Annotated in this window: 22 protein-coding genes; 10 read left to right on the top strand and 12 right to left on the bottom strand. The window is 61.1% G+C overall.

What is annotated here, in order from left to right; translation table 11 throughout:
- Together ACYZUM_RS13740 and ACYZUM_RS13735 are read left to right on the top strand one after the other, a co-directional pair.
- Entirely contained in the window at positions 1 to 579 is a 579-nt protein-coding gene (locus tag ACYZUM_RS13740) for a hypothetical protein (protein ID WP_108182956.1), read from the top strand.
- 61 nt (positions 580 to 640) lie between these two features.
- Positions 641 to 1606, top strand: coding sequence for a sensor domain-containing diguanylate cyclase (locus ACYZUM_RS13735; RefSeq protein ID WP_108182955.1), 966 nt, complete (start codon positions 641 to 643; stop codon positions 1604 to 1606).
- Between the two features lie 125 nt (positions 1607 to 1731).
- Here the strand turns inward: ACYZUM_RS13735 and ACYZUM_RS13730 are convergent, their stop codons facing one another.
- Positions 1732 to 2157, bottom strand: a complete 426-nt coding sequence (locus ACYZUM_RS13730) for a VOC family protein (RefSeq protein ID WP_108182954.1) — start codon at positions 2155 to 2157, stop codon at positions 1732 to 1734.
- 110 nt (positions 2158 to 2267) lie between these two features.
- Between ACYZUM_RS13730 and ACYZUM_RS13725 the strand changes: the two genes are divergently transcribed.
- Positions 2268 to 3131: a LysR family transcriptional regulator gene (locus tag ACYZUM_RS13725; protein WP_108182953.1), complete on the top strand. Its 864-nt coding sequence runs from the start codon at positions 2268 to 2270 to the stop codon at positions 3129 to 3131.
- Positions 3132 to 3174: 43 nt separating this feature from the next.
- On the opposite strand, the gene fabI is transcribed toward ACYZUM_RS13725, so the two are convergent.
- From fabI to gloB, 8 genes are all read right to left on the bottom strand, one after another.
- Complete coding sequence (gene fabI / locus ACYZUM_RS13720) at positions 3175 to 3969, bottom strand: enoyl-ACP reductase FabI (RefSeq protein WP_003202751.1); 795 nt, start codon at positions 3967 to 3969, stop codon at positions 3175 to 3177.
- 19 nt (positions 3970 to 3988) lie between these two features.
- Entirely contained in the window at positions 3989 to 5599 is a 1611-nt protein-coding gene (locus ACYZUM_RS13715) for an ABC transporter ATP-binding protein (RefSeq protein ID WP_108182952.1), read from the bottom strand.
- A gap of 1 nt (position 5600) precedes the next feature.
- The gene (locus ACYZUM_RS13710; protein ID WP_095668973.1) at positions 5601 to 6620 is read right to left on the bottom strand and encodes an ABC transporter permease; all 1020 of its coding nucleotides are present in this window, start codon (positions 6618 to 6620) and stop codon (positions 5601 to 5603) included.
- Position 6621: 1 nt separating this feature from the next.
- Positions 6622 to 7695 carry a microcin C ABC transporter permease YejB gene (locus ACYZUM_RS13705; RefSeq protein ID WP_025109088.1) on the bottom strand — a complete coding sequence of 358 codons (1074 nt, stop codon included), beginning with the start codon at positions 7693 to 7695 and terminating at the stop codon, positions 6622 to 6624.
- Between the two features lie 4 nt (positions 7696 to 7699).
- On the bottom strand, positions 7700 to 9541 hold the full coding sequence (locus ACYZUM_RS13700) for an extracellular solute-binding protein (protein ID WP_473061341.1): 1842 nt from the start codon (positions 9539 to 9541) through the stop codon (positions 7700 to 7702).
- Positions 9538 to 11370: an extracellular solute-binding protein gene (locus tag ACYZUM_RS13695; protein ID WP_108182950.1), complete on the bottom strand. Its 1833-nt coding sequence runs from the start codon at positions 11368 to 11370 to the stop codon at positions 9538 to 9540. Before ACYZUM_RS13695 ends, ACYZUM_RS13700 begins: the two co-directional genes overlap by 4 nt.
- Before the next feature lie 175 nt (positions 11371 to 11545).
- On the bottom strand, positions 11546 to 13012 hold the full coding sequence (locus ACYZUM_RS13690) for a LysM peptidoglycan-binding domain-containing protein (protein ID WP_108182949.1): 1467 nt from the start codon (positions 13010 to 13012) through the stop codon (positions 11546 to 11548).
- Positions 13013 to 13111: 99 nt separating this feature from the next.
- Positions 13112 to 13879 (bottom strand): hydroxyacylglutathione hydrolase, encoded by a 768-nt coding sequence (gloB, locus tag ACYZUM_RS13685; protein WP_108184405.1) that lies wholly within the window; start codon positions 13877 to 13879, stop codon positions 13112 to 13114.
- Positions 13880 to 13945: 66 nt separating this feature from the next.
- On the opposite strand from gloB, the gene ACYZUM_RS13680 reads away from it, so the two are divergent.
- The 5 genes from ACYZUM_RS13680 (at position 13946) to ACYZUM_RS13660 (ending at position 19332) form a co-directional block, all read left to right on the top strand.
- The gene (locus tag ACYZUM_RS13680) at positions 13946 to 14704 is read left to right on the top strand and encodes a methyltransferase domain-containing protein (protein ID WP_003224159.1); all 759 of its coding nucleotides are present in this window, start codon (positions 13946 to 13948) and stop codon (positions 14702 to 14704) included.
- 91 nt (positions 14705 to 14795) lie between these two features.
- The gene (gene rnhA, locus ACYZUM_RS13675) at positions 14796 to 15257 is read left to right on the top strand and encodes a ribonuclease HI (RefSeq protein WP_003224162.1); all 462 of its coding nucleotides are present in this window, start codon (positions 14796 to 14798) and stop codon (positions 15255 to 15257) included.
- Positions 15258 to 15483: 226 nt separating this feature from the next.
- Positions 15484 to 16242 carry a DNA polymerase III subunit epsilon gene (gene dnaQ / locus ACYZUM_RS13670; RefSeq protein WP_047293706.1) on the top strand — a complete coding sequence of 253 codons (759 nt, stop codon included), beginning with the start codon at positions 15484 to 15486 and terminating at the stop codon, positions 16240 to 16242.
- A gap of 205 nt (positions 16243 to 16447) precedes the next feature.
- Positions 16448 to 18703 (top strand): Orn/Lys/Arg family decarboxylase, encoded by a 2256-nt coding sequence (locus tag ACYZUM_RS13665; RefSeq protein ID WP_047293707.1) that lies wholly within the window; start codon positions 16448 to 16450, stop codon positions 18701 to 18703.
- A gap of 14 nt (positions 18704 to 18717) precedes the next feature.
- Positions 18718 to 19332, top strand: coding sequence for a GNAT family N-acetyltransferase (locus ACYZUM_RS13660; protein WP_108182948.1), 615 nt, complete (start codon positions 18718 to 18720; stop codon positions 19330 to 19332).
- Here the strand turns inward: ACYZUM_RS13660 and ACYZUM_RS13655 are convergent.
- Both ACYZUM_RS13655 and ACYZUM_RS13650 read right to left on the bottom strand, forming a co-directional pair.
- A complete protein-coding gene (locus tag ACYZUM_RS13655; protein WP_108182947.1) occupies positions 19298 to 20191 on the bottom strand; it encodes a LysR substrate-binding domain-containing protein in 894 nt (297 codons plus the stop codon). The two genes, ACYZUM_RS13660 and ACYZUM_RS13655, sit on opposite strands and share 35 nt — an antisense overlap.
- Positions 20192 to 20276: 85 nt before the next feature.
- The gene (locus tag ACYZUM_RS13650) at positions 20277 to 20513 is read right to left on the bottom strand and encodes a hypothetical protein (protein ID WP_041067263.1); all 237 of its coding nucleotides are present in this window, start codon (positions 20511 to 20513) and stop codon (positions 20277 to 20279) included.
- Positions 20514 to 20696: 183 nt separating this feature from the next.
- Between ACYZUM_RS13650 and ACYZUM_RS13645 the strand changes: the two genes are divergently transcribed.
- Positions 20697 to 21254 carry an NADPH-dependent FMN reductase gene (locus tag ACYZUM_RS13645; protein ID WP_041067261.1) on the top strand — a complete coding sequence of 186 codons (558 nt, stop codon included), beginning with the start codon at positions 20697 to 20699 and terminating at the stop codon, positions 21252 to 21254.
- Positions 21255 to 21414: 160 nt separating this feature from the next.
- Entirely contained in the window at positions 21415 to 22698 is a 1284-nt protein-coding gene (locus tag ACYZUM_RS13640) for an arsenic transporter (RefSeq protein WP_108182946.1), read from the top strand.
- 193 nt (positions 22699 to 22891) lie between these two features.
- On the opposite strand, the gene ACYZUM_RS13635 is transcribed toward ACYZUM_RS13640, so the two are convergent.
- Positions 22892 to 23842, bottom strand: coding sequence for a DUF1853 family protein (locus tag ACYZUM_RS13635; RefSeq protein WP_108182945.1), 951 nt, complete (start codon positions 23840 to 23842; stop codon positions 22892 to 22894).
- Positions 23843 to 23951: the final 109 nt, after the last annotated feature.

Here is a 23951-nt window from a genome sequence, read left to right as displayed (position 1 = left end):
ATGAAACGACATCTGCTATTGGGCACGGTGATTCTGCTCGGGCTGGGCGGCTATGCTTCGGACCTGTTCGCCGATGATCAGGAGGCGCTCAAGGCGTTCGGCACGGTGCAGAAGGTGTTCCAGAGCCCGCGTTGCCAGAACTGCCACATTCCCGGCGACTCGCCGCTGCAATTCGATGCCGGCAAACCGCACGCGATGAATGTCGTGCGCGGCATGGACGGCAAGGGTGCCGCCGGTTTGCCTTGCGCCACCTGTCATGCCGAGCGCAACCCGCCGGACAGTTATGGCCCGCATGCGCCTCCGGGGGCGCCGCACTGGAGCCTGCCACCGGCGGCGCACAAGATGGCCTGGATTGGCCTGCCGCCGGACAAGTTGTGCGCGATGATCAAGGATCGTTCCAGCAACGGCGACCGTGATTTTGCCGCGCTGATCAAACATGTCAGCGACGACAAACTGGTGCTGTGGGGCTGGAATCCCGGAGCCGGGCGCACGCCGGTGCCAGTGCCGCATGACATTTTTGTGGCCCAGTTCAAGCTTTGGGCCGATGCCGGCGGGCCGTGCCCGGTGGCGGGCGGCTGAGTGTGTGAGTCGCTGGCGATTCAAGCTACTCTAACGGTCGTTGACCCTGATGGAGTGCGTGATGCTGGCCCCGATCAAACCTGCCAATGAAGCTGTGCGAATCCAGGCATTGCACGGACTGAACGTCCTGGACTCTGCACCCGAAGAACGTTTCGACCGTTTGACGCGTCTGGCCAAACGGCTGTTCAACGTGCCGATTGCGTTGGTCACGCTGGTCGACAAGGATCGGCAATGGTTCAAGTCGTGCGTCGGCCTCGACGTCAACGAAACCCCGCGGGATGTGTCGTTCTGTGGGCACGCGATTCTTCAGGATGAATTGCTGCTGGTGCCGGATGCCAAGCAAGACAAACGCTTTCATGACAATCCACTGGTGACCGGCGAGCCGAACATCCGTTTTTACGCGGGCTACCCGCTGACCGTGCCCAACGGCAACAAGATGGGCACGCTGTGCCTGATCGACACCAGGCCGCGCGAGCTCGATGACGAGGAGCGCGGGCTGTTGCGCGATCTGGCTGGCATGGCCGAGCAGGAATTGATGGCGGTGCAGATGGCGAACATGGACGAGCTGACGCTGCTGTCCAACCGCCGTGGCTTCAAGGCCCTTGCTCAGTATGCGCTGGAGGCCTGCAAGCACCGGGACAAACCGGCGACGCTGCTGTTTTTCGATCTCAATGACTTCAAACACATCAATGATCACTATGGGCATGCCGAAGGCGACAGTGCGCTGAAGACCTTCGCCGACGTGCTGCGCATCGCTTTTCGCGAGAGCGACGTGGTCGGGCGCTTGGGCGGTGACGAGTTCGTGGCGCTGCTGACCGGCTCCAGTCACGTCGAAACCACGGCGATCATGGCGCGGCTCAAGGATATCCTCGACGAGCGCAATACGATGTTGCAACGCGGCTACGACATCCGCTTCAGCGTCGGCCAGATCGAATACGATCCACAACGCCATGACACGGTGGATCGGCTGTTGGCGGATGCTGACGAGGCGATGTATGCGCACAAGCAGGCGTTGAAACGGCGCTGATTCGGGCCTCATCGCCGGCAAGCCAGCTCCCACAGATTTCGCGGGTGCTCACAAAATCCAGCCACACCGCAGAACCTTGTGGGCGCTGGCTTGCCAGCGATAGCGTCCGGTAAGGCGCCACACTTTTATTTGGCAAACAACTGTCCGATATCCTTGAACGCCTTGAACTCCAGCGCATTGCCACACGGGTCGAACAGAAACATCGTCGCCTGTTCGCCCACCAGGCCCTGAAAGCGAATCCCCGGCTCAATCACAAATCGCGTGCCCAACGACGTCAGGCGTTCGGCCAGCGCCTGCCATTGCGCCATCCCCAGCACCACCCCGAAATGCGGCACCGGCACGTCATGCCCGTCCACGGCATTGGTGTGGGCGGCTTCATGTGCAGCGTTTTTCGGCGCCAGATGAATCACCAGTTGATGGCCGAAGAAGTTGAAGTCGACCCAGTGTGCGCTGGAACGACCTTCCTCCAGCCCGAAGACTTCGCGGTAAAAATGCCGTGCGGCGGCCAGGTCATAGACGGGGATGGCCAGATGAAAAGGGTTGAGCTGCATGGGGAATTCTCAATCAAGGGGAAGTTGTTTGAGTCTAGTGCTGTGAAAGGTGATTGAAAGACGATATTTTTTGCGCCGAGCTCAAATTATTTCGATCAGTCGAGGTGCGCATGCTGCGTGAACTGAAGACCTTTCTCGCGGTGGCGCGCCATGGCACGTTTGCCGCTGCCGGGCTGCACATCGGCTTGACGCAGTCTGCAGTCAGCGCGCAGATCCGCAATCTCGAACAGGCCTTGGGTATTCGCCTGTTCGACCGCACCGGTCGTCAGGCGACGCTCAATCCGGCCGGGCAACGCGCCGTGCCGATGGCGCAGGAAATGCTCGCGATTTTCAACCGCATGGGCGAGAGCGAGGAGGTCAGCGAGTTTCGCGGCGAGCTGAGAATCGGTGCCGTGGCCACCGCACAGACCGGGATGCTGCCTCAGGCGTTGTTGCGCTTGCGTCAGCAGGCACCGGGCGTGGAGCCGAAACTGGTGCCGGGGGTGTCGCTGAACCTGTTGAGTCAGGTGGATGCCGGGGAAGTCGATCTGGCGATCATGATCAAGCCGCCGTTCGAATTGCCCAAGGAGCTGTCGGCGCAGGTGATTCGTCGCGAACCCTTCGTTCTGATCGTGCCGACAACGGTCGAGGGCGATGATCCGCTGCAACTGCTGGCCGAATACTCTCAGGTGCGCTACGACCGCAATTCGTTTGGCGGACGACTGGTGTCGCGGTTTCTGCGTGAGCAGCGGATAGACGTCCACGTAGCGCTGGAGCTGGATGAGCTGGAAGCGATTGTGAAAATGGTCGAGTGCGGGCTTGGGGTTTCGTTGCTGCCAAGAGCCGGATTGTGGCTGGAGCACCCGTTGAGGGTGAGGGTGATCGAATTGGGTGAGTTGACGTTCTATCGCGAGATGGTGCTGTTGCAGCGTTACAGCCAGCGCAGCCAGCCGATTCAGCAGTTGTTCGCCCGTTGCCTGGAATCGCAGGCATGAAAAAGCCCGCCAATTGGCGGGCTTTTTATCGGCAGCGCGAAAATTACTCTTCGATGTTGCCCATGGCGGTGGTGTTGAAGCCGCCGTCCACGTACATGATTTCACCGCTGATGCCCGACGCCAGGTCGGAGCACAGGAAGGCGCCGGCGTTGCCGACTTCTTCGATGGTGACGTTGCGGCGCAGTGGGGTTTGCGCTTCGTTGGCGGCCAGCATTTTGCGGAAGTTCTTGATGCCCGAGGCGGCCAGGGTACGGATCGGGCCAGCCGATACGCAGTTGACGCGGGTGCCGTCCGGGCCCAGGGAACCGGCCAGGTAACGTACGCCGGCTTCCAGCGAAGCCTTGGCCATACCCATCACGTTGTAGTTCGGCATGGTGCGTTCGGCGCCCAGGTACGACAGGGTCAGCAGGCTGCCGTTGCGGCCTTTCATCATTTCGCGACCAGCCTTGGCCAGGGCCACGAAGCTGTAGGCGCTGATGTCGTGAGCGATGCGGAAACCTTCACGGGTGGTGGCTTCGGTGAAGTCGCCGTCCAGTTGGTCGCCCGGGGCGAAGCCGACGGAGTGCACGATGCAGTCCAGGCCGTCCCACTTCTTGCTCAGTTCTTCGAAGACCTTGGCGATTTCTTCATCGCTGGCCACGTCGCACGGGAAGCACAGCTCAGGGCTCGAACCCCAGCCCTGTGCGAACTCTTCAACGCGACCCTTGAGTTTGTCGTTCTGATAAGTGAAGGCAAGCTCAGCGCCCTCGCGATGCATGGCGGCAGCGATGCCGGATGCGATGGACAGCTTGCTGGCGACACCGACGATCAGTACGCGCTTACCGGCGAGAAAACCCATGTGTTGCTCCTCTTTCAGGTTATTGCGCAGTGGCTGGTGCCAGAAAAGCGGCTTCCAGCAACTGCTGTGTATACGAATGTTTGGGAGCGGCAAAGATTGCTTGCGCGTCTCCCTGTTCGACCACTTGGCCATGCTTGACCACCATCAGCTGGTGGCTCAGCGCTTTGACGACAGCCAGGTCATGGCTGATGAACAAATACGTCAGGTTGTACTTGGCTTGCAGTGAACGCAACAGCTCCACCACTTGCCGCTGCACCGTGCGGTCGAGCGCCGACGTCGGCTCGTCCAGCAGGATCAGCGCCGGTTTCAGCACCAAAGCCCGGGCAATGGCGATACGTTGCCGTTGCCCACCGGAAAATTCGTGGGGGTAGCGGTGCCGGGTTTCCGGATCCAGACCTACCTCCTTCAATGCCGCAATAATCGCCGCTTCCTGCTCGGTCGCGGTGCCCATCTTGTGAATCCGCAGGCCTTCGCCAACGATGTCGCTGACGCACATTCGCGGGCTCAGGCTGCCGAACGGGTCCTGAAACACCACCTGCATCTCCCGCCGCAACGGGCGAACCTCGTTCTGCGTCAGGCAGTCTAGCTGCTTGCCCTCAAAGCGGATCGCGCCTTTGCTGCCGATCAGCCGCAAAATCGCCAGACCCAGCGTGGATTTGCCGGAACCGCTTTCCCCCACGATCCCCAGGGTCTGTCCCTGAGGCAGGCTGAAATTGATGCCGTCCACTGCCTTGACGTAATCCACCGTGCGTTTGAGCAGGCCTTTCTTGATCGGGAACCAGACTTTCAGGTTCTCGACTTCGAGCAGCGGCGCCCCGATTTTATTGCTCGCCGGGCCTCCGCTGGGCTCCGCGCCGAGCAATTCCCGAGTGTACGGATGCTGCGGCGAACGGAACAGCTCTGCGCACGATGCCTGTTCGACGATGCAACCGCGCTGCATGACACATACGCGATGCGCAATTCTTCGCACCAGGTTCAAATCATGACTGATCAGTAACAGCGACATGCCCAATCGAGCCTGAAGTTCCTTGAGCAAATCGAGGATTTTCAGCTGAACGGTCACGTCCAGGGCGGTGGTCGGCTCGTCGGCGATCAGCAGTTCCGGCTCGTTGGCCAACGCCATGGCGATCATCACCCGCTGGCGCTGGCCGCCGGACAATTCGTGGGGCAGGGCCTTGAGGCGTTTGTGCGGCTCGGGAATGCCGACCATCTCCAGCAGCTCCAGCGTGCGCTTGGTCGCGACTTTGCCGCTCAGGCCCTTGTGGATGCCCAACACCTCGTTGATCTGCTTCTCGATCGAGTGCAGCGGGTTGAGCGAGGTCATTGGTTCCTGAAAGATCATCGCGATGCGGTTGCCGCGGATGTGGCGGATGGTCTTTTCGCTCAGCCCCAGCAGATTCTGCCCGGCATAGGTGATGCTGCCGGCCGGATGGCGGGCCAGCGGATAGGGCAGCAGGCGCAGGATCGAGTGCGCCGTCACCGATTTGCCCGAGCCGGATTCGCCGACCAGCGCCAGGGTTTCGCCGCGCTTGATGTCGAAGCTCACGCCCTCGACCACCCGGTGGACTCGCTCATTCATGCCGAACTCGACGGCGAGGTCGCGCACTTCGATCAGATTGTCCTGATTCATTTCACTTCCTCGGGTCGAAGGCATCGCGAGCGGACTCGCCGATAAACACCAGCAGGCTCAACATCAGTGCCAGCACCGCAAACGCGCTCATCCCCAGCCACGGCGCCTGCAGGTTCGATTTGCCCTGGGCCACCAGCTCACCCAGCGACGGGCTGCCGGCCGGCAAGCCGAAACCAAGGAAATCCAGCGCGGTGAGGGTGCCGATGGCGCCGGTCAGGATGAACGGCATGAAGGTCATGGTCGAGACCATGGCGTTGGGCAGGATGTGGCGGAACATGATCGCGCCGTTCTGCATGCCCAGCGCCCGCGCCGCGCGCACGTATTCGAGGTTGCGCCCACGCAGGAACTCGGCGCGCACCACGTCGACCAGGCTCATCCACGAAAACAGCAGCATGATCCCCAGCAGCCACCAGAAATTCGGCTGGACGAAACTGGCGAGGATGATCAGCAGGTACAGCACCGGCAGCCCCGACCAGATTTCCAGAAAGCGCTGCCCGGCCAGATCGACCCAACCGCCATAGAAGCCCTGCAGCGCGCCGGCAATCACGCCGATGATCGAGCTGAGCACGGTCAGGGTCAGGGCAAACAGTACGGAAATGCGGAAGCCGTAGATCACCCGCGCGAGCACATCGCGGCCCTGATCGTCGGTGCCGAGCAGGTTGTCCGCCGACGGCGGGGCCGGGGCCGGGACTTTCAGGTCGTAGTTGATGCTCTGGTAGCTGTAGGGGATCGGCGCCCACAACACCCACGCATCCTTGGCCTTGAGCAGTTCGCGGATGTATGGGCTCTTGTAGTTGGCTTCCAGCGGGAATTCGCCGCCGAAGGTGGTTTCCGGGTAGCGCTTGATCGCCGGGAAGTACCAGTGGTTGTCGTAATGCACCAGCAGCGGCTTGTCGTTGGCGATCAGCTCGGCGCCGAGGCTCAGGCCGAACAGAATCAGAAACAGCCACAGCGACCACCAGCCACGCTTGTTGGCTTTGAACAGTTCGAAGCGGCGGCGGTTGAGCGGGGACAGGTTCATCTCAATGCTCCCGGCTGGCGAAGTCGATACGCGGATCGACCAGGGTGTAGGTGAGGTCGCCGATCAGTTTCACCACCAGCCCCAGCAGGGTGAAGATGAACAGGGTGCCGAACACCACCGGGTAATCGCGGTTGATCGCCGCTTCGAAACTCATCAGGCCCAGGCCGTCGAGGGAGAAGATCACCTCCACCAGCAACGAGCCGGTGAAGAAAATGCCGATGAACGCGGAAGGGAACCCGGCAATCACCAGCAGCATGGCGTTGCGGAACACATGGCCGTAGAGCACGCGATTGCGCGTCAGGCCCTTGGCCTTGGCGGTGACCACGTACTGCTTGTTGATCTCGTCGAGGAAGCTGTTTTTGGTCAGCAGGGTCATGGTCGCGAAGTTGCCGATCACCAGCGCCGTCACCGGCAGCGCCAGATGCCAGAAGTAGTCGAGAACCTTGCCGCCCAGGCTCAGCTCATCGAAGTTGTTCGAAGTCAGGCCGCGCAACGGGAACCAGTCCAGATAACTGCCGCCGGCAAACACCACGATCAGCAGAATCGCAAACAGGAACGCCGGAATCGCGTAGCCGATGATGATCGCCGAACTGGTCCACACGTCGAAGTGGCTGCCGTGTCGTGTGGCCTTGGCGATCCCCAGCGGGATCGACACCAGGTACATGATCAGCGTGCTCCACAGCCCGAGCGAGATGGAGACCGGCATCTTTTCCTTGATCAGGTCGATGACCTTGGCGTCGCGGAAGAAGCTGTCGCCGAAGTCCAGCTTCGCGTAGTTCTTGACCATGATCCACAGGCGTTCCGGGGCCGATTTGTCGAACCCGTACATGTGCTCGATTTCCTTGATCAGCGCCGGGTCCAGACCTTGCGCGCCGCGATAGGCGGAGCCGGCCACCGAGACTTCGGCGCCGCCACCGGCGATGCGGCTGGTGGCGCCTTCGAAGCCTTCAAGCTTGGCGATCATCTGCTCCACCGGGCCGCCGGGCGCGGCCTGAATGATCACGAAATTGATCAGCAGAATGCCGAACAGGGTCGGGATGATCAGCAGCAGTCGCCGAAAAATATACGCCAGCATCTGATTACTCCGTGCCCGCAGGGTCGGCTTGCAGTTTGGTTTCGACTTCTATGGCGGGTTTCGCGTCAGGCTTGACCCACCAGGTGTTAATCCCGATGTCGTATTTGGGCGAGACTTTCGGGTGACCGATGTGGTTCCAGTAAGCCACGCGCCAGGTCTTGATATGCCAGTTGGGGACCACGTAGTAACCCCATTGCAGCACCCGATCCAGCGCCCGGGCATGGGCCACCAGGCTGCTGCGTGAATCGGCGTTGATCAGGCTTTCCACCAGTTGATCGACGATCGGATCCTTCAGACCCATGGTGTTGCGGCTGCTCGGTTTGTCGGCGGCCGCGCTCATCCAGAATTCGCGCTGCTCGTTGCCCGGCGAATTGGACTGCGGGAAGCTGCCGACCATCATGTCGAAGTCCCGTGAGCGCACGCGGTTGATGTATTGCGAAACGTCGACGCGGCGGATCACCAGATCGATGCCGAGGTCGGCCAGATTGCGTTTGAACGGCAGCAGTACGCGTTCGAATTCGGTCTGCGCAAGGAGGAACTCGATGACCACCGGTTTGCCGCTGGCGTCGACCATTTTGTCGTCGACAATCTTCCAGCCGGCCTCTTGCAGCAGTTGATAGGCCTCGCGCTGCTGGGCGCGGATCATGCCGCTGGCGTCGGTCTTGGGGTTCTCGAAGGCTTCGCTGAACACCTGCGCCGGCAGTTTGCTGCGAAACGGTTCGAGGATCGCCCGCTGCTCGGCGTCCGGCAGGCCGGTGGCGGCCATTTCCGAATTCTCGAAATAGCTGCGGGTGCGAAAGTAGGCACCGTTGAACAGCTGTTTGTTGGTCCACTCGAAATCGAACAACAGGCCGAGCGCCTGCCGCACCCGCACATCCTGAAACACCGGACGGCGCAGGTTGAAAACGAAGCCCTGCATGCCGGTCGGGTTGCTGTTGGCGATCTGTTCCTTGATCAGCCGACCTTCGGTGACCGCCGGAATGTTGTAGGCGTTGGCCCAGTTCTTCGCGGTCATTTCCAGCCAGTAATCGAACTGCCCGGCCTTCAGCGCTTCGACGGCGACGGTGTTGTCGCGGTAGTAATCGGTGGTCATCACGTCGAAGTTGTAGAAGCCGCGATTGACCGGCAGATCCTTGCCCCAATAGTCCTTGACCCGCTCATAGCGCACCGAGCGCCCGGCCTTCACTTCGGCGACCTTGTACGGGCCGCTGCCCAGCGGAATTTCCAGATTGCCCTTGGTGAAGTCGCGATTGGCCCACCAGTGTTTCGGCAGCACCGGCAACTGGCCGAGGATCAGCGGCAACTCGCGATTGTTGGTGTGCTTGAACTTGAACAGCACCTTGAGCGGGTCTTCGGCGATGGCCTCTTCGACATCGCTGTAGTAGCCGCGAAACAGCGGCGAACCGTCCTTGGTCAGGGTCTGGAAGCTGAACACCACGTCTTCGGCGCGCACCGGATGGCCGTCGTGAAAACGCGCTTCCGGGCGCAGGTAGAAACGCACCCAGCTGTTGTCCGGGGCTTTCTCGATCTTCGCGGCGATCAGGCCGTACTCGGTGAACGGTTCGTCGAGGCTGTGCTTGGTCAGGGTGTCGTAGATCTGCCCGACGTCATCGGCCGGCACGCCTTTGCTGATGAATGGGTTGAGGCTGTCGAAGCCGCCGAATCCGGCCTGGCGGAAGATCCCGCCCTTGGGCGCGTCGGGGTTCACGTAATCGAACTGCTTGAAGTCCGCCGGGTATTTCGGCGGCTCGTTGTACAGGGTCACAGCGTGTTGCGGGGCGGCAATCGCCAGCCCGGCGAACAGCAGACCGCTGGCCTGCACGAGCAGGGCGCGGATGGGCGTCATTTATTGTTCTCCGAAGATTTCAGCCACCACGCGCTCAGGCCCAGGGTGTAGGGCGGCGTGGTGACGAAAGCCAACCGGTTGCGGTAGGCCAGTCGGTGATAATTGAGGTACCAGTTGGGAATGCTGTAGTGCTGCCACAGCAGCACGCGGTCCAGCGCCTTGCCGGCGGCGACCTGTTCGTCGCGGGTTTGCGCGGCGAGCAATTGTTCGAGCAGGTGATCGACCACCGGGTTGGCGATGCCCGCGTAGTTTTTGCTGCCCTTGACCCCGACCTGACTGGAATGGAAGTACTGCCATTGCTCCAGGCCCGGGCTGAGGGTCTGGTTGAGGGTCATCAGGATCATGTCGAAATCGAACTGGTCCAGGCGCTGTTTGTACTGGGCGCGATCCACCGTGCGCAGGCGCGCGTCGATGCCGATGCTGTTGAGGTTTTCGATGTACGGCTGCAGGATCCGCTCAAGGTTCGGGTTGACCAGCAGCAGTTCGAAGCTCAGCGGCTGCCCGGCGGCGTTTTGCAGGCGCTGGCCGTTGAGCTTCCAGCCGGCCTCGGCGAGCAGCGCCAGGGCCTTGCGCATGGTTTCTCGCGGGATGCCACGGCCATCGGTTTGCGGCAAGGTGAACGGCTCGGTGAACAGCTTCGCCGGTAACTGATCTTTATACGGCTTGAGCATCAGCCATTCGTGCCCGACCGGCAGGCCGCTGGCGCTGAATTCGCTGTTGGGGTAGTAGCTGGTGGTGCGCTGGTAGGCGTCGCTGAACAGCGCGCGGTTGGTCCACTCGAAGTCGAACATCAGGCCCAGCGCTTCGCGCACCTTGACGTCGCTGAAGGTCGCGCGTCGGGTGTTCATGAACAGGCCCTGGCTCTGGGTCGGGATCTGGTGCGGAATCTGCGCCTTGATCACGTCGCCACGGCGCACCGCCGGGAAGTTGTAGCCATTGGCCCAGTTCTTCGCCTGATGCTCGATGTAGATATCGAATTCACCGGCCTTGAACGCTTCGAAGGCCACGTCGCTGTCGCGGTAAAACTCGACTTCCATGCGATCAAAATTGTACTTGCCGCGATTGACCGGCAGGTCCTTGCCCCAGTAATCCTTGACCCGCTCGAAAATCAGCTGCCGCCCCGGCGTTACCGAGGTGATGCGGTACGGGCCGCTGCCCAGCGGTGGCTCGAAGGTGGTGGCCTTGAAGTCGCGATCCTTCCAGTAATGCTGCGGCAGCACCGGCAACTCGCCGAGGCGCAGAATCAATAACGGATTGCCCGAACGCTTCATCACAAAGCGAATGCGCTGCGGGTTGAGGATATCGACCCGCGAGACTTCCTGCAGGGCGGTGCGGTACAGCGGGTGGCCGTCCTTGAGCAGTGTTCGGTAGGAGAACGCCACGTCGTAGGCGGTGATCTGGGTGCCATCGTGGAAGCGCGCTTCCGGGCGCAGATTGAACACCACCCAGCTGCGATCTTCGCTGTATTCCACCGATTGCGCGATCAGGCCATAGCTTGATGCCGGCTCGTCACCGGACGGCGAATACTGGCCGGTGCCGACCATCAGCGGCTCGTTCAGCTCATTGATGCCGTACTGCAGGAAATTCGGCGTGGTAACCGGGCTGGTGCCCTTGAAGGTGTACGGGTTGACCGTATCGAAGGTGCCGAACGCCATCACCCGCAACGTACCGCCCTTGGGCGCTTGCGGGTTGACCCAGTCGAAGTGGGTAAATCTGGCCGGGTACTTGAGCGTGCCGAACTGCGCATAACCGTGACTCTCGGTAATCGTCGCGCTTGCGGGTGAGCTCAAGGCCAGGCTGATCAGGAGCAGGAGGAGGGGACGCTTCAAGTCAGATCCGATCCAGGCGGCTTGGGCTTTTGTGGCCGTACAGTAACAGCTTGTCTGGACAGGAAAAAGATGCGGGTTAATGCTGTGTTAATGCAAAAAAAAGATCGCAGCCTTCGGCAGCTCCTACAGAGATCAATGCAGGAGCTGCCGAAGGCTGCGATCTTTTGATTTCAACTCAATGCGGCTGGTAAACCGTGAGCATCTGCCCAGGCTTGAGGGCCTTGCCGGCGCCCGGGTTCCAGCGCTTGAGATGCTGCATCTCGACGTTGAAACGCTTGGCCACCACGTACAGGGTGTCGCCACGCTTGACCTTGTACTGGGTCTGCTGCTGGCTGTCGGCCTTGCCTTTGGTCTTGCTGTTGGCGGCAATCACCGTGTTGACCCGGCCACTGCTGCGCGCCGGGGCGCGCTTGGTGGTGTCCTGCATCACCAGGGTCTGGCCGACCTTGAGGTTCTTGCCGGTCAGCTTGTTCCAGCGTTGCAGGTCCTTGACTTCGACCTTGTTGGCCTTGGCGATGGAGCCGAGGTTGTCGCCGCGTTTGACCCGGTAGGCGCGTTTGAGCGTTGCCACCTCGGTCGGGTCGGCACCGTCGAACACCGGTTTCAGCGAACGCGGGCTGATCAGTTCTTCAGGCCGCATGGTCTGCAGGCTGGCGGTCAGCAGTTGCGCCTTGGACGTCGGCACCAGCAGATGCTGCGGGCCGTCGATGGTGGTGCGCTGCTTGAAGGCCGGGTTGAGCTGGAACAGCTCGTCTTCGTCGATGTTGGCCACCGCTGCAACCTTGGACAGGTCCATGCGCTGGTTGATTTCGACGACCTGGAAATACGGCTCGTTGGCGATCGGGTTGAGGTTCACCCCGTAGGCTTCCGGGGCCAGCACCACTTGCGACAGGGCCAGCAGTTTCGGCACGTAGGCCTGGGTTTCCGCCGGCAACGACGACAGGTTCCAGTAATCGGTCGGCAGGCCGAGCTTCTCGTTGCGCTCGATGGCGCGGCTCACCGTACCTTCACCGGCGTTATAGGCCGCCAGGGCCAGCAGCCAGTCACCGTTGAACATGTCGTGCAGACGAGTCAGGTAGTCCATCGCGGCGGTGGTCGAGGCGGTGATATCGCGACGGCCATCATAGAAGCGGGTCTGGCGCAGGTTGTAGTAACGACCGGTGGACGGGATGAATTGCCACAGGCCCGAGGCGTCGGCGCGAGAGTAGGCCATCGGGTTGTAGGCGCTCTCGATCACTGGCAGCAGGGCCAGTTCCAGCGGCATATTGCGCTCTTCGAGACGCTCGACGATGTAATGAATGTAGAGACTGCCGCGTTCGCCGGCATTCTCGAGAAAAGAGGGGTTGCTGGCGAACCACAGGCGCTGTTGCTCGATGCGCGGGTTGACGCCCAGGCCGTCCTGCAGCTGGAAACCACCGCGCATGCGCTCCCAGATGTCCTGAGGCACTTGCGGGCTGGGCTTTTCGCTCAGCCAGATCGGTTTCTGCTTGGCTCGTGCAGCAATGTTCGGCGTATGGGTCGCTTCAGTCTGCGGAGCATGGCTGGAACAGCCCGCCAATGTGGCGGACACAGCCACCGCAATGGCTTGCGCCAGGCGGGTCAACGTGTCTGAATTGACGGACTTACGTATGGATGACGACATTGGCTGGAAGTAAGTTCCGGGCAAAAATGTCGGGCGATTCTAGAAAGCGCACCCCCTGCGGTCAACCATTCAGAATTTTTGTACCAGGGGGCGAGTCACTTAGAATTTATCTTTCCAGGCCCGCAGAGCCGCAAAAACCTCACTCGGCGCCCGGTTTTGAGCGCCTGCCCGTTCGTCCACTTTTTGTGTAACTAATGTTTCAGAGGTGCGCAGAAACGGATTGGTGAGCTTTTCCAGGGCCAGGGTCGAGGGCAGGGTCATCACGCCTTTTTCCCGTTGTTGAGTGACTTTTTCCAGACGGGCGGCAATGTCCGGGTTGCTCGGTTCGACCGCGGCGGCAAACTTCAGGTTGCTCAAGGTGTATTCATGGGTGCAATACACCAGCGTATCCTCGGGTAACGCGGCGAGCCGGCTGAGCGAGTGGTGCATCTGTTGCGGCGTGCCTTCGAACAGACGCCCGCAACCGGCGGCGAACAGGGTGTCACCGCAAAACAGCAGGCCGTGGTGGTAATAGGCAATGTGGCCGAGGGTGTGACCGGGCACCGCATAGACATCGAAGTCCCAGCCTAGGACGCTGACCGTGTCGTTGTCCTTGAGCGCCACATCGCGCCCCGGGATGTTTTCGCTGGCCGGGCCGTAGACTGTGGCGCCGCTCACGGCTTTCAGGCGTTCGACGCCGCCGACGTGATCGTGGTGATGATGGGTGATCAGAATGTCGCTCAGCACCCAGCCCGGATGTGCGGTCAGCCAGGCCTGCACCGGCGCGGCATCGCCCGGGTCGACCACGGCGCAGCGCTGGGTGCGGTGATCCTGTAACAACCAGATGTAGTTGTCGGTGAACGCGGGCAGGGCACTGATCTGTATCATCGTCGGAATTCGCCAAGCGGAAAACATTGGCGCATCTTAGAGCTTCTAGCGGCGTTGGAGAATGACATGACCGATAAAGCGTTCGCTCAGGCCGATCCCGACTGGCTGGCGTTGATCGGCGCGGCCCGTGAGTGGCTGGCAGGTCCCCTCGGGCAATTTCTGCTGGATGAAGAACGACGCATGCTCGAAGACGAGTTGGGGCGGTTCTTCGGCGGCTATCTGGTGCATTACGGGCCGTCGGCGCAGACCCCGCCGTCGGCGCCGCAGGTGCAGCGCAATGTGCGGCTCGGCGCGCCGTTGCCGGGGGTCGAGATCGTTTGCGAGGAACAGGCCTGGCCGTTGAGCGAGCATGCTGCTGACGTGGTGGTGTTGCAGCACGGTCTGGATTTCTGCCTGTCGCCCCACGGTTTGCTGCGTGAAGCGGCGAGCAGCGTACGCCCCGGCGGGCATCTGCTGATCATCGGCATCAACCCGTGGAGCACCTGGGGCCTGCGCCATGTTTTCGCCCACGACGCCTTGCGTCAGGCGCGCTGTATCTCGCCGTCGCGGGTTGCCGACTGGCTCAACCTGCTGGGGTTTGCGCTGGAGAAACGCCGCTTCGGGTGCTATCGTCCGCCGCTTGCATCGCCCAAGTGGCAGGCCCGACTGGCCGGCTGGGAACGCAAGGCCGGCGACTGGCAACTGTCGGGCGGTGGCTTCTATTTACTGGTCGCGCGCAAGATCGTGGTCGGCCTGCGTCCGGTGCGTCAGGAGCGTCGCGAGCCGATGGGCAAGCTGATTCCGCTGCCGATGGCCAAGGTCAACCGCCGTCGTATCGAACCGTAAACCTTCTTTTTATAGTGGCCGGACGTGCTCCGGCCGCGGCCATCGTCGATCCGCGATCGACGGGGCCAGGCATTTTTCTGGATAGAGTGGCATGAGCGAAAGCGTCGATAGCGTAGAACTGTTCACCGACGGCGCCTGCAAGGGTAACCCCGGCCCGGGCGGTTGGGGCGCCTTGCTGGTGTGCAAGGGCGTGGAAAAGGAATTGTGGGGCGGTGAAGCCAACACCACCAACAACCGCATGGAACTGCTCGGCGCCATCCGTGGCCTTGAAGCCCTGAAGCGTCCTTGCGAAGTGCTGCTGGTGACCGACTCGCAGTACGTCATGAAGGGCATCAACGAGTGGATGGCCAACTGGAAGAAACGTGGCTGGAAGACGGCGGCGAAAGAACCGGTGAAAAACGCTGACCTGTGGAAAGAGCTGGATGAGCAGGTCAACCGCCACAAAGTCACCTGGAAGTGGGTGCGCGGGCACATTGGTCATCACGGTAACGAACGGGCTGACCAATTGGCCAACCGTGGGGTGGATGAAGTGCGCGGCTACAAGCAGAGCTGATTGCAGCAGGCTCACTCCTGCCATCTGGAATGCATTCCCCTGTAGGAGCTGCCGCAGGCTGCGATCTTTTGATTTTGTTTTTTCGAAAGCAAGATCAAAAGATCGCAGCCTGCGGCAGCTCCTACAGGGTTATCGGCGCCGATCAAGCGGTGGCGGGCGACGCGCACCGTGAGCGTGTTAACATCGCCGCTTTTGTACGATTGACCCCGTTGAGAACTGAACACTGATGGCCACCAGATCCGTTGTACTCGATACCGAAACCACCGGCATGCCGGTGACCGATGGTCACCGGATCATTGAAATCGGCTGTGTCGAACTGATCGGTCGGCGCCTGACGGGCCGGCACTTTCACGTCTACCTGCAACCGGATCGGGAGAGTGATGAGGGAGCGATCGGCGTTCACGGCATCACCAACGAATTCCTTGTCGGCAAACCGCGTTTCGCCGAAGTCGCCGACGAGTTCTTCGAGTTCATCAATGGCGCGCAGCTGATCATCCATAACGCGGCGTTCGACGTTGGTTTTATCAACAACGAATTCGCCTTGATGGGCCAGCACGATCGTGCGGACATCACGCAGCACTGCACCATTCTCGATACCCTGATGATGGCGCGGGAGCGTCACCCGGGGCAGCGCAACAGCCTCGACGCCTTGTGCAAACGATATGGCGTCGATAACTCCGGTCGTGAACTGCACGGCGCCTTGCTCGACTCGGAGATTCTCGCCGACGTCTACCTGACCATGACCGGTGGCCAGACCAGCCTGTCGCTGGCCGGCAACGCTTCCGACGGCAATGGCACGGGCGAAGGCGCGGACAACTCCGCCACCGAAATCCGTCGTCTGCCGGCGAATCGTCAGCCTGCGCGGATTATCCGGGCGACAGAAGACGAGCTGGCGGAGCACCTGGCGCGGCTGGAGATCATTGCCAAGTCGGCCGGTGGCCCGGCGCTGTGGACGCAGATTGCCGAGGCTGATGCTCAAGCCTGAAAGATCAAAAGATCAAAAGATCAAAAGATCGCAGCCTTCGGCAGCTCCTACATTGGAATGCGATCCCTGTAGGAGCTGCCGAAGGCTGCGATCTTTTGCTTTTGGCTGAATGAAGCCAACTGGCCACCCTCGCCACTTTCGCTGCAACCCTCTACCCTGAGTGCATTGGCAGACATTGATCCGCCGCCTCGGGACACTGAGCCTCATGTACAAAGATTTGAAGTTTCCGGTGTTGATCGTCCACCGCGACATCAAGGCCGACACGGTCGCCGGCGAGCGTATCCGGGGCATCGCCCGGGAGTTGGAGCAGGAAGGTTTCAAGATCGTTTCGGCCATCGACTACACCGAAGGGCGGTTGGTGGCGTCAACCCATCATGGTCTGGCGTGCATGCTCATCGCTGCCGAAGACGCCAGCACCAATTCCCATCTGTTGCAAAACATGGCCGAACTGATCGGTCTGGCGCGAGTGCGAGCGCCGGATCTGCCGATCTTTGCCCTCGGCGAACAGGTCACCCTGGAAAATGCCCCCGCCGATGCGATGGCCGAACTCAATCAGTTGCGCGGCATTCTCTATCTGTTTGAAGACACCGTGCCATTTCTGGCGCGGCAGGTGGCGCGGGCGGCGCGCAAATACCTGGATGGCCTGCTGCCGCCGTTTTTCAAGGCGCTGGTGCAGCACACTGCCGACTCCAACTATTCCTGGCATACGCCTGGACATGGCGGTGGCGTGGCCTACCACAAGAGTCCGGTGGGGCAGGCGTTTCACCAGTTCTTTGGCGAAAACACCCTGCGTTCGGATTTGTCGGTGTCGGTGCCGGAACTCGGTTCGCTGCTCGATCACACCGGCCCGTTGGCTGAAGCCGAAGAGCGCGCGGCGCGCAACTTTGGCGCCGATCACACGTTTTTCGTGATCAATGGCACCTCGACTGCCAACAAGATCGTCTGGCACTCGATGGTTGGTCGGGATGATCTGGTGCTGGTCGATCGCAATTGCCACAAGTCGGTGCTGCACGCGATCATCATGACCGGCGCGATCCCGTTATACCTGTGCCCGGAGCGCAATGAACTGGGGATCATTGGTCCGATTCCGCTGAGCGAATTCAGTCGCGAGTCGATTCAGGCCAAGATCGACGCCAGCCCGTTGACCAAGGGCCGGGCACCGAAAGTCAAACTGGCGGTGGTCACCAACTCGACCTATGACGGCCTGTGTTACAACGCCGAGCTGATCAAGCAGAGCCTTGGCAGTAGCGTCGAAGTGCTGCATTTCGATGAAGCCTGGTACGCCTATGCGGCGTTTCACGAGTTTTTCGCCGGACGCTATGGCATGGCCACCTCGCGCACAGAAGACAGCCCGCTGGTGTTCACCACTCATTCCACGCACAAGCTGCTCGCCGCGTTCAGCCAGGCCTCGATGATTCACGTACAGGATGGTGGTGCGCGGCAACTGGACCGCGATCGTTTCAACGAAGCGTTCATGATGCACATCTCGACCTCGCCGCAATACAGCATCATCGCCTCGCTGGACGTGGCTTCGGCGATGATGGAAGGCCCGGCCGGGCGCTCGCTGTTGCAGGAAACCTTCGATGAGGCGCTGAGTTTTCGCCGGGCGCTGGCCAATCTGCGCCAGCACATTGCGGCGGATGACTGGTGGTTCTCGATCTGGCAGCCGCCCGGCGTCGAAGGCATCGACCGGGTGCAGACCGAAGACTGGCTGCTGCAGCCGGACGCCGACTGGCACGGCTTCGGCGAAGTCAGTGACGACTATGTGCTGCTCGACCCGATCAAAGTGACCCTGGTCATGCCCGGATTGAATGCCGGCGGCGCGCTGAGCGAGAAGGGCATCCCGGCGGCGGTGGTCAGCAAGTTCCTCTGGGAGCGCGGGCTGGTGGTGGAGAAGACCGGGCTGTATTCGTTCCTGGTGTTGTTTTCGATGGGCATTACCAAAGGCAAGTGGAGCACGCTGCTCACCGAGTTGCTCGAATTCAAACGCAGTTATGACGCCAACGTCAGTCTGGCGAGCTGCCTGCCTTGCGTGGCGCAGCAAGACACCGCGCGCTATCGCGGCATGGGCCTGCGTGACCTGTGCGATCAACTGCACGCCTGTTACCGCAGCAACGCCACGGCCAAGCATCTGAAACGCATGTACACGGTGTTGCCGGAAATCGCCATGAAGCCAGCCCACGCCTACGATCAACTGGTGCGCGGCGAGGTCGAGGCGGTGCCGATCGATGAGCTGGAAGGACGGGTCGCGGCGGTGATGCTGGTGCCGTATCCACCAGGGATTCCGTTGATCATGCCCGGCGAGCGCTTCACCGAGGCAACCCGCTCGATCATCGACTACCTGAAATTTGCCCGCACGTTCGATAGCAGCTTTCCCGGTTTTGTCGCTGATGTGCATGGACTGCAACATGAAGATGAAGGCAATGGACGGCAGTACACCGTCGATTGCGTCAAGGAATGAGGACTTTTCCGAGTATGCAACCGGTCATGAATCCAAAATACCCAGGGCTGTCGGTGCGCGTCGCCGACGATGGTTTTGCGACGTACATCTGGGGCAGCGACTTCAGTTTCGAGGTGGCTGCGTATGGCGCGGCAGTCATTGGCCAGCCGGTCGAGCGCTGGGCGGTGACGCCGATCGTGCCGTACCGCAAGTGCTACGGCATTGATCCTGAAGAGTTCAGCAGCTATCGCGATGCCGCCGACAGCGCGATTTTCATGGCGTATCTGTATGACGAGCCGGTCGGCCATCTGGTGATCAGCACCAACTGGAACGGCTTTGCCCACATCGATGAATTGGCGGTGCACGCACCGGCACGCCGCCATGGCGTCGCCAAGGCGTTGCTGGATGTCGCGCAGTTCTGGAGTCGCAAGAAGAAGCTGCCGGGGATCATGCTCGAGACGCAGAACAATAACCTCGGTGCGTGTCGTTTGTACGAACGTTGTGGCTACGAAATTGGCGGTATCGACCATTTGCGTTATCGCGGGATAGACCCGAATACCGCCGAAATTGCGCTGTTCTGGTACCGACTGTTCGACAACCCGCTGGAAAACCCGCTCAGCTCGCCAGCATCGCCTCGGCTTGTTCCGTGACGATCGCCAGCAGCGTTTGAATCGCGGCCGGCGTGGCGTTGTGTCGGTAGCTCAGCGCATACAGGCTGATCGGCACCGCCGGTGACAACGGGCAGACGTCCAGGCCGCCCGCCCGTGCACCGAGTGCAGTAAACGGGTCGACGATGGCCAGGCCTTCGCCGGCCTCGACCATGCTGCGCATCATCTGGTGGGTTTGCACCCGGGTCTGGATGCTCGGCGCCGGGCGCAGGGCCTGGAGCTTGTTCTCCAATGCCGGACTCAGCGGGTCGTGGCCTTCAAGGCCGACCATTGCCTGGCCGGCGAGATCCTGCAGGGAAATGTACTTCTGCTTCGGTTGCAGCCAGCCGTGCGGTGCGAGCAGTTGCAGTTTGCCGTGGGCCAATGGCTGGCAGTGGATGTCGGGGTGTTCCGGATCGTGCAGGCTCAGGCCCAGATCGCTTTCGCGCAGCAGCAGGCTGCGAACGATGTCGCACGTGGGCGAGCTGAGCAAACGGCAGGGCGCGTCGGGCAAACGTCGGCGCAACAGCGCGATGCTTTGCGGCAACAGCAGTTGCGCCAGCGGCGGGGTGCCGATGATGCGCAGGGGCGGAGCGAGGTATTGCTTGAGGCTGCTGGCCAGGCGCTGCACCGGCTCCAGCGCCTGATAGACGTGAGCGATTTCCACCTGCAGCGCCCGCGCTTCGGGCGTTGATTGCAATCGACCGCGCACGCTGGCGAACAGCATGAACCCCAACTCGCTCTCGGCTTCGCGCAAACGCTCTTCGACGTCAGTCACCGGGAGCTGCAGCCATTCGGCGGCGGTGCCCAGGTGACCGGTCTGCAAGAGCGCCTGAATCACTTCGATATGACGTAAACGCATGCGTGAAGTCCATGTTCAGCAGGTGGGGTCAGTGGCTGAATCCTACCCCAAGTCTGCGCATATGACTTCTGCTCATAACGCGCGGTTATTGAGCGACGGTTGGCTCGGGTTCGCGGATCAGGGTGATGTCCGACTGAACCAGCAAAAACTCATTGTCGCTGAGCTTCTTCACTCGATCGCCAATCGCCAGTTTGTAGGTGGTGACAGGCTCCATGCCGGTGAAACCGTCTGCCGACGGGGTGGATTCCTGGAACTCATGCACGGAATAAACGCGGCCTTCCGCATCTCTTGCATGGAACTGACCGACGAGTACTGCTGCCATCTGCTTAGAACCTCTGGAGATAAAACGCTTGATTTGCGGCTTGGTAGACCGTCATCAAGCCCTGTAAGTTTTCCTGCAGGAAAAAAATAATCAGCGCGGAGGAATTTCCTGCGCACGCTGGTGAAACGGTCATCGAATCATCTATAACTACTGGCTCTTCCCACGGACAGTCGAGAGTCTTCCATGAGCAATGTCTACAACGTCGCTGTAGTCGTCGGCAGCCTGCGCAAAGCATCGATCAACCGCAAAGTCGCGCTGGCACTGGCCGAGCTGGCACCGGCGAACCTGAAACTGAAGATTGTCGAAATTGGCGATCTGCCGCTTTACAACGAAGACATCGACGGCGATTCACCGCCGGCAGCCTACAGCACTTTCCGCCAGCAGGTGGGCTCTTCCGACGCGGTGCTGTTTGTCACCCCGGAATATAACCGCTCGGTGCCGGCGCCTTTGAAGAATGCGATTGACGTGGGTTCGCGGCCTTATGGCAAAAGCGTCTGGAGCGGCAAGCCGGGGGCGGTGATCAGCGTGTCGCCGGGAGCCATTGGCGGTTTTGGCGCCAACCAGCATCTGCGCCAGTCTTTCGTGTTTCTCGATGTGCCGTGCATGCAGCAGCCGGAAGCGTACCTGGGCGGCGCGGGTTCGGCGTTTGACGAGGCGGGCAAATTGAGCGAGTCAGTCAAGCCGTTCCTGCAAAATTTCATCAATGCGTATGGGAAATTTGTGGAACAACACAAAAAATAATCGGGTCAGAGCTGCGGCTTGAGAAAATCCTGTGGGAGCGAGCCTGCTCGCGAAAGGGCCATCAGCCACACCTCGTGGTGACTGACAGTCCGCTTTCGCGGGCAGGCTCGCTCCCACAGTTGTGTGGTTTGGTTTATTTCATTCATTAAGGCTGTCGCGAATGCTCGCTGCGTCACTGATCTTCCTGCTGACCATCACCCTTGTCATCTGGCAACCCAAAGGCCTCGGCGTCGGCTGGAGCGCGACGCTCGGCGCCGTGCTCGCATTGATCTTCGGCGTCGTGCACCTGAGCGATATTCCGCTGGTGTGGCAGATCATCTGGAACGCCACCGGCACCTTCGTCGCACTGATCATCATCAGTCTGTTGCTCGACGAAGCGGGATTCTTCGCCTGGGCCGCGCTGCATGTGGCGCGCTGGGGGCGGGGCAGTGGGCGCAAGCTGTTTGCCTACATGGTGCTGCTCGGCGCGCTGGTGTCGGCGCTGTTCGCCAATGATGGCGCGGCACTGATCCTCACGCCGATCGTGATTTCGATGCTGCTGGCACTGCGCTTTTCCCCGGCGGCAACCCTCGCGTTCGTCATGGGCGCCGGTTTCATCGCCGACACCGCGAGCCTGCCGCTGGTGGTGTCGAACCTGGTCAACATTGTTTCGGCGGACTTCTTTCACATCGGCTTCAACCGCTATGCGGCGGTGATGGTACCGGTCAACTTCGTCAGCGTGGCCGCCACTTTGGGTGTGTTGATGTGGTTCTTCCGCCGCGACATTCCCAAGGCCTACGACCCCGAACAGCTTGAACAACCGCATACGGCGATCCATGACAAAGCCACGTTCTACGCCGGTTGGGTAGTGCTGGTGATCCTGTTGATCGGCTGCTTCTTCCTCGAACAGCTGGGCATCCCGATCAGCGCGATCTCCGCAGTCTGCGCTGCGTTGCTGGTGGGGATCGCTGCCCGTGGTCACAAGATCTCCACGCGCAAGGTACTCAAGGAAGCGCCGTGGCAGATCGTGATTTTCTCGCTGGGCATGTACCTGGTGGTCTATGGCCTGCGCAATGCCGGGCTGACCGGCTACTTGGCCGGCTGGCTGGATGTGTTCGCCGGTTATGGCGTGTGGGGCGCGGCGCTGGGCACCGGGGTACTGACAGCGCTGTTGTCGTCGATCATGAACAATCTGCCGACGGTGCTCATCGGTTTGCTGTCTATTGATGCCAGCCAGGCGAGCGGTGTGGTCAAGGAAGCGATGATTTATGCCAACGTGATCGGCAGTGACCTGGGGCCGAAAATTACCCCGATCGGCAGTCTGGCGACGTTGCTCTGGTTGCATGTGCTGGCGCGCAAGGATATCCGGATTGGCTGGGGGTATTACTTCAAGGTCGGGATTGTGCTGACGGTGCCGGTGTTGTTGATTACCTTGGCGGCTTTGGCGTTGCGGTTATCCCTTTAGACCGAGTTGGTCCCATCGCTGGCAAGCCAGCTCCCACAGGTTTTGTAATGCGGCTCAGAAAGTGAGCACACAGTAGATCCCTGGCAAGCCAGCTCCCACAGGTTTTGTGGTGCGGCTCAGATAGTGAGCACACAGAAGATCCCTGTGGGAGCTGGCTTGCCAGCGATGGGGCCGGTGCAAACACCGCAAAATCTCAGGCCTGGCCCGGCACATTCGGCCAAAGATCCGCCACCAGAAACAACCGCTCCGCCTCTTCCCATTCGCCCTGCGCATTCTCGGTCAGGCGCACCAGCAGTTGCGCCGGGGCCATCGGTTCCAGGTCGTCCAGCCACATCTGCAGATGTTCAGCACTCCAGGTCTGATCCGCCGGGTAGTGTGCCGGCGCCAGCCATGCATGGCGGGGCAGGGGTTGCCAGCGCCCGGCCGGACGTTGAGCGACGAACGCCGGCCAATCCTTCTGATGCAGCCAGCTCCCGCGCAAATGTTGCGGATGCGCGCCGCTCGGTGATGCAGACGTGCCGGGCCACGGGTACAACAGGTAGCCGCCCAGCCACAACTGCGCACTGAACACTTCGATATCCAGCGTGGCCAGTGCCTCGCGACTTTCCGGGCGCGCCGAGATCGGCAGCTGGTGTTCGGCCAGATGCGCCAGTTTGCGGTCCAGTCGATCGTGGCAACCCGGCCCCAGCCACTGCGCCGGGTCGTGGCCGTCGCCATTCTGCGGGCCGAGATAGAGCTTGATCGCCAGTTCCAGGTGATGCACGCCGTCGCGGTCGCGCAGCAGCATGTCCAGTTCACCGAGGGTGTGGCCTTCGCGGCGGATCGGCAGGTTGGCAGCAATCAGTTCGATGCCCGGCGCATGCTCCACGGCAAACTGCCACAGCCGTTCGTAATACAGGCCCAGTCGCCGAGTGCGCGCCTGCGACAGCCAGTGCAGCAAGCCATAACTGTCACGATCGAGTTGCCGCAGCCACTGCTCCAGGCGCGCCGGATCGCTGACCCAATCGCTGCCGGCCAACGGATGGCGCTGTGGCCACGGCGTCGCCGCGAGCATCGGCGGCGCGAGAATCACCCACGCCAGATCCCGCACTTCCGGATGGCGTAATTGATGTGGCAACTGGAGCAGGTCGGGAAACAGGATCATCTTGCGAGCATAGCCTGAAACACGCGCGCACCCTTGAGGCTGAAAGGATTTTGTCTATGGCGGGCTTTCGCCCATAATCGTGCTTTTCGCGTTTTCGATTGTCCGCAGA

This window comes from Pseudomonas sp. m6p (genome assembly GCF_055760375.1).
The sequence above is the reverse complement of the archived record's forward strand: the minus strand, read 5'-3'. Positions and strand labels throughout refer to the sequence as shown.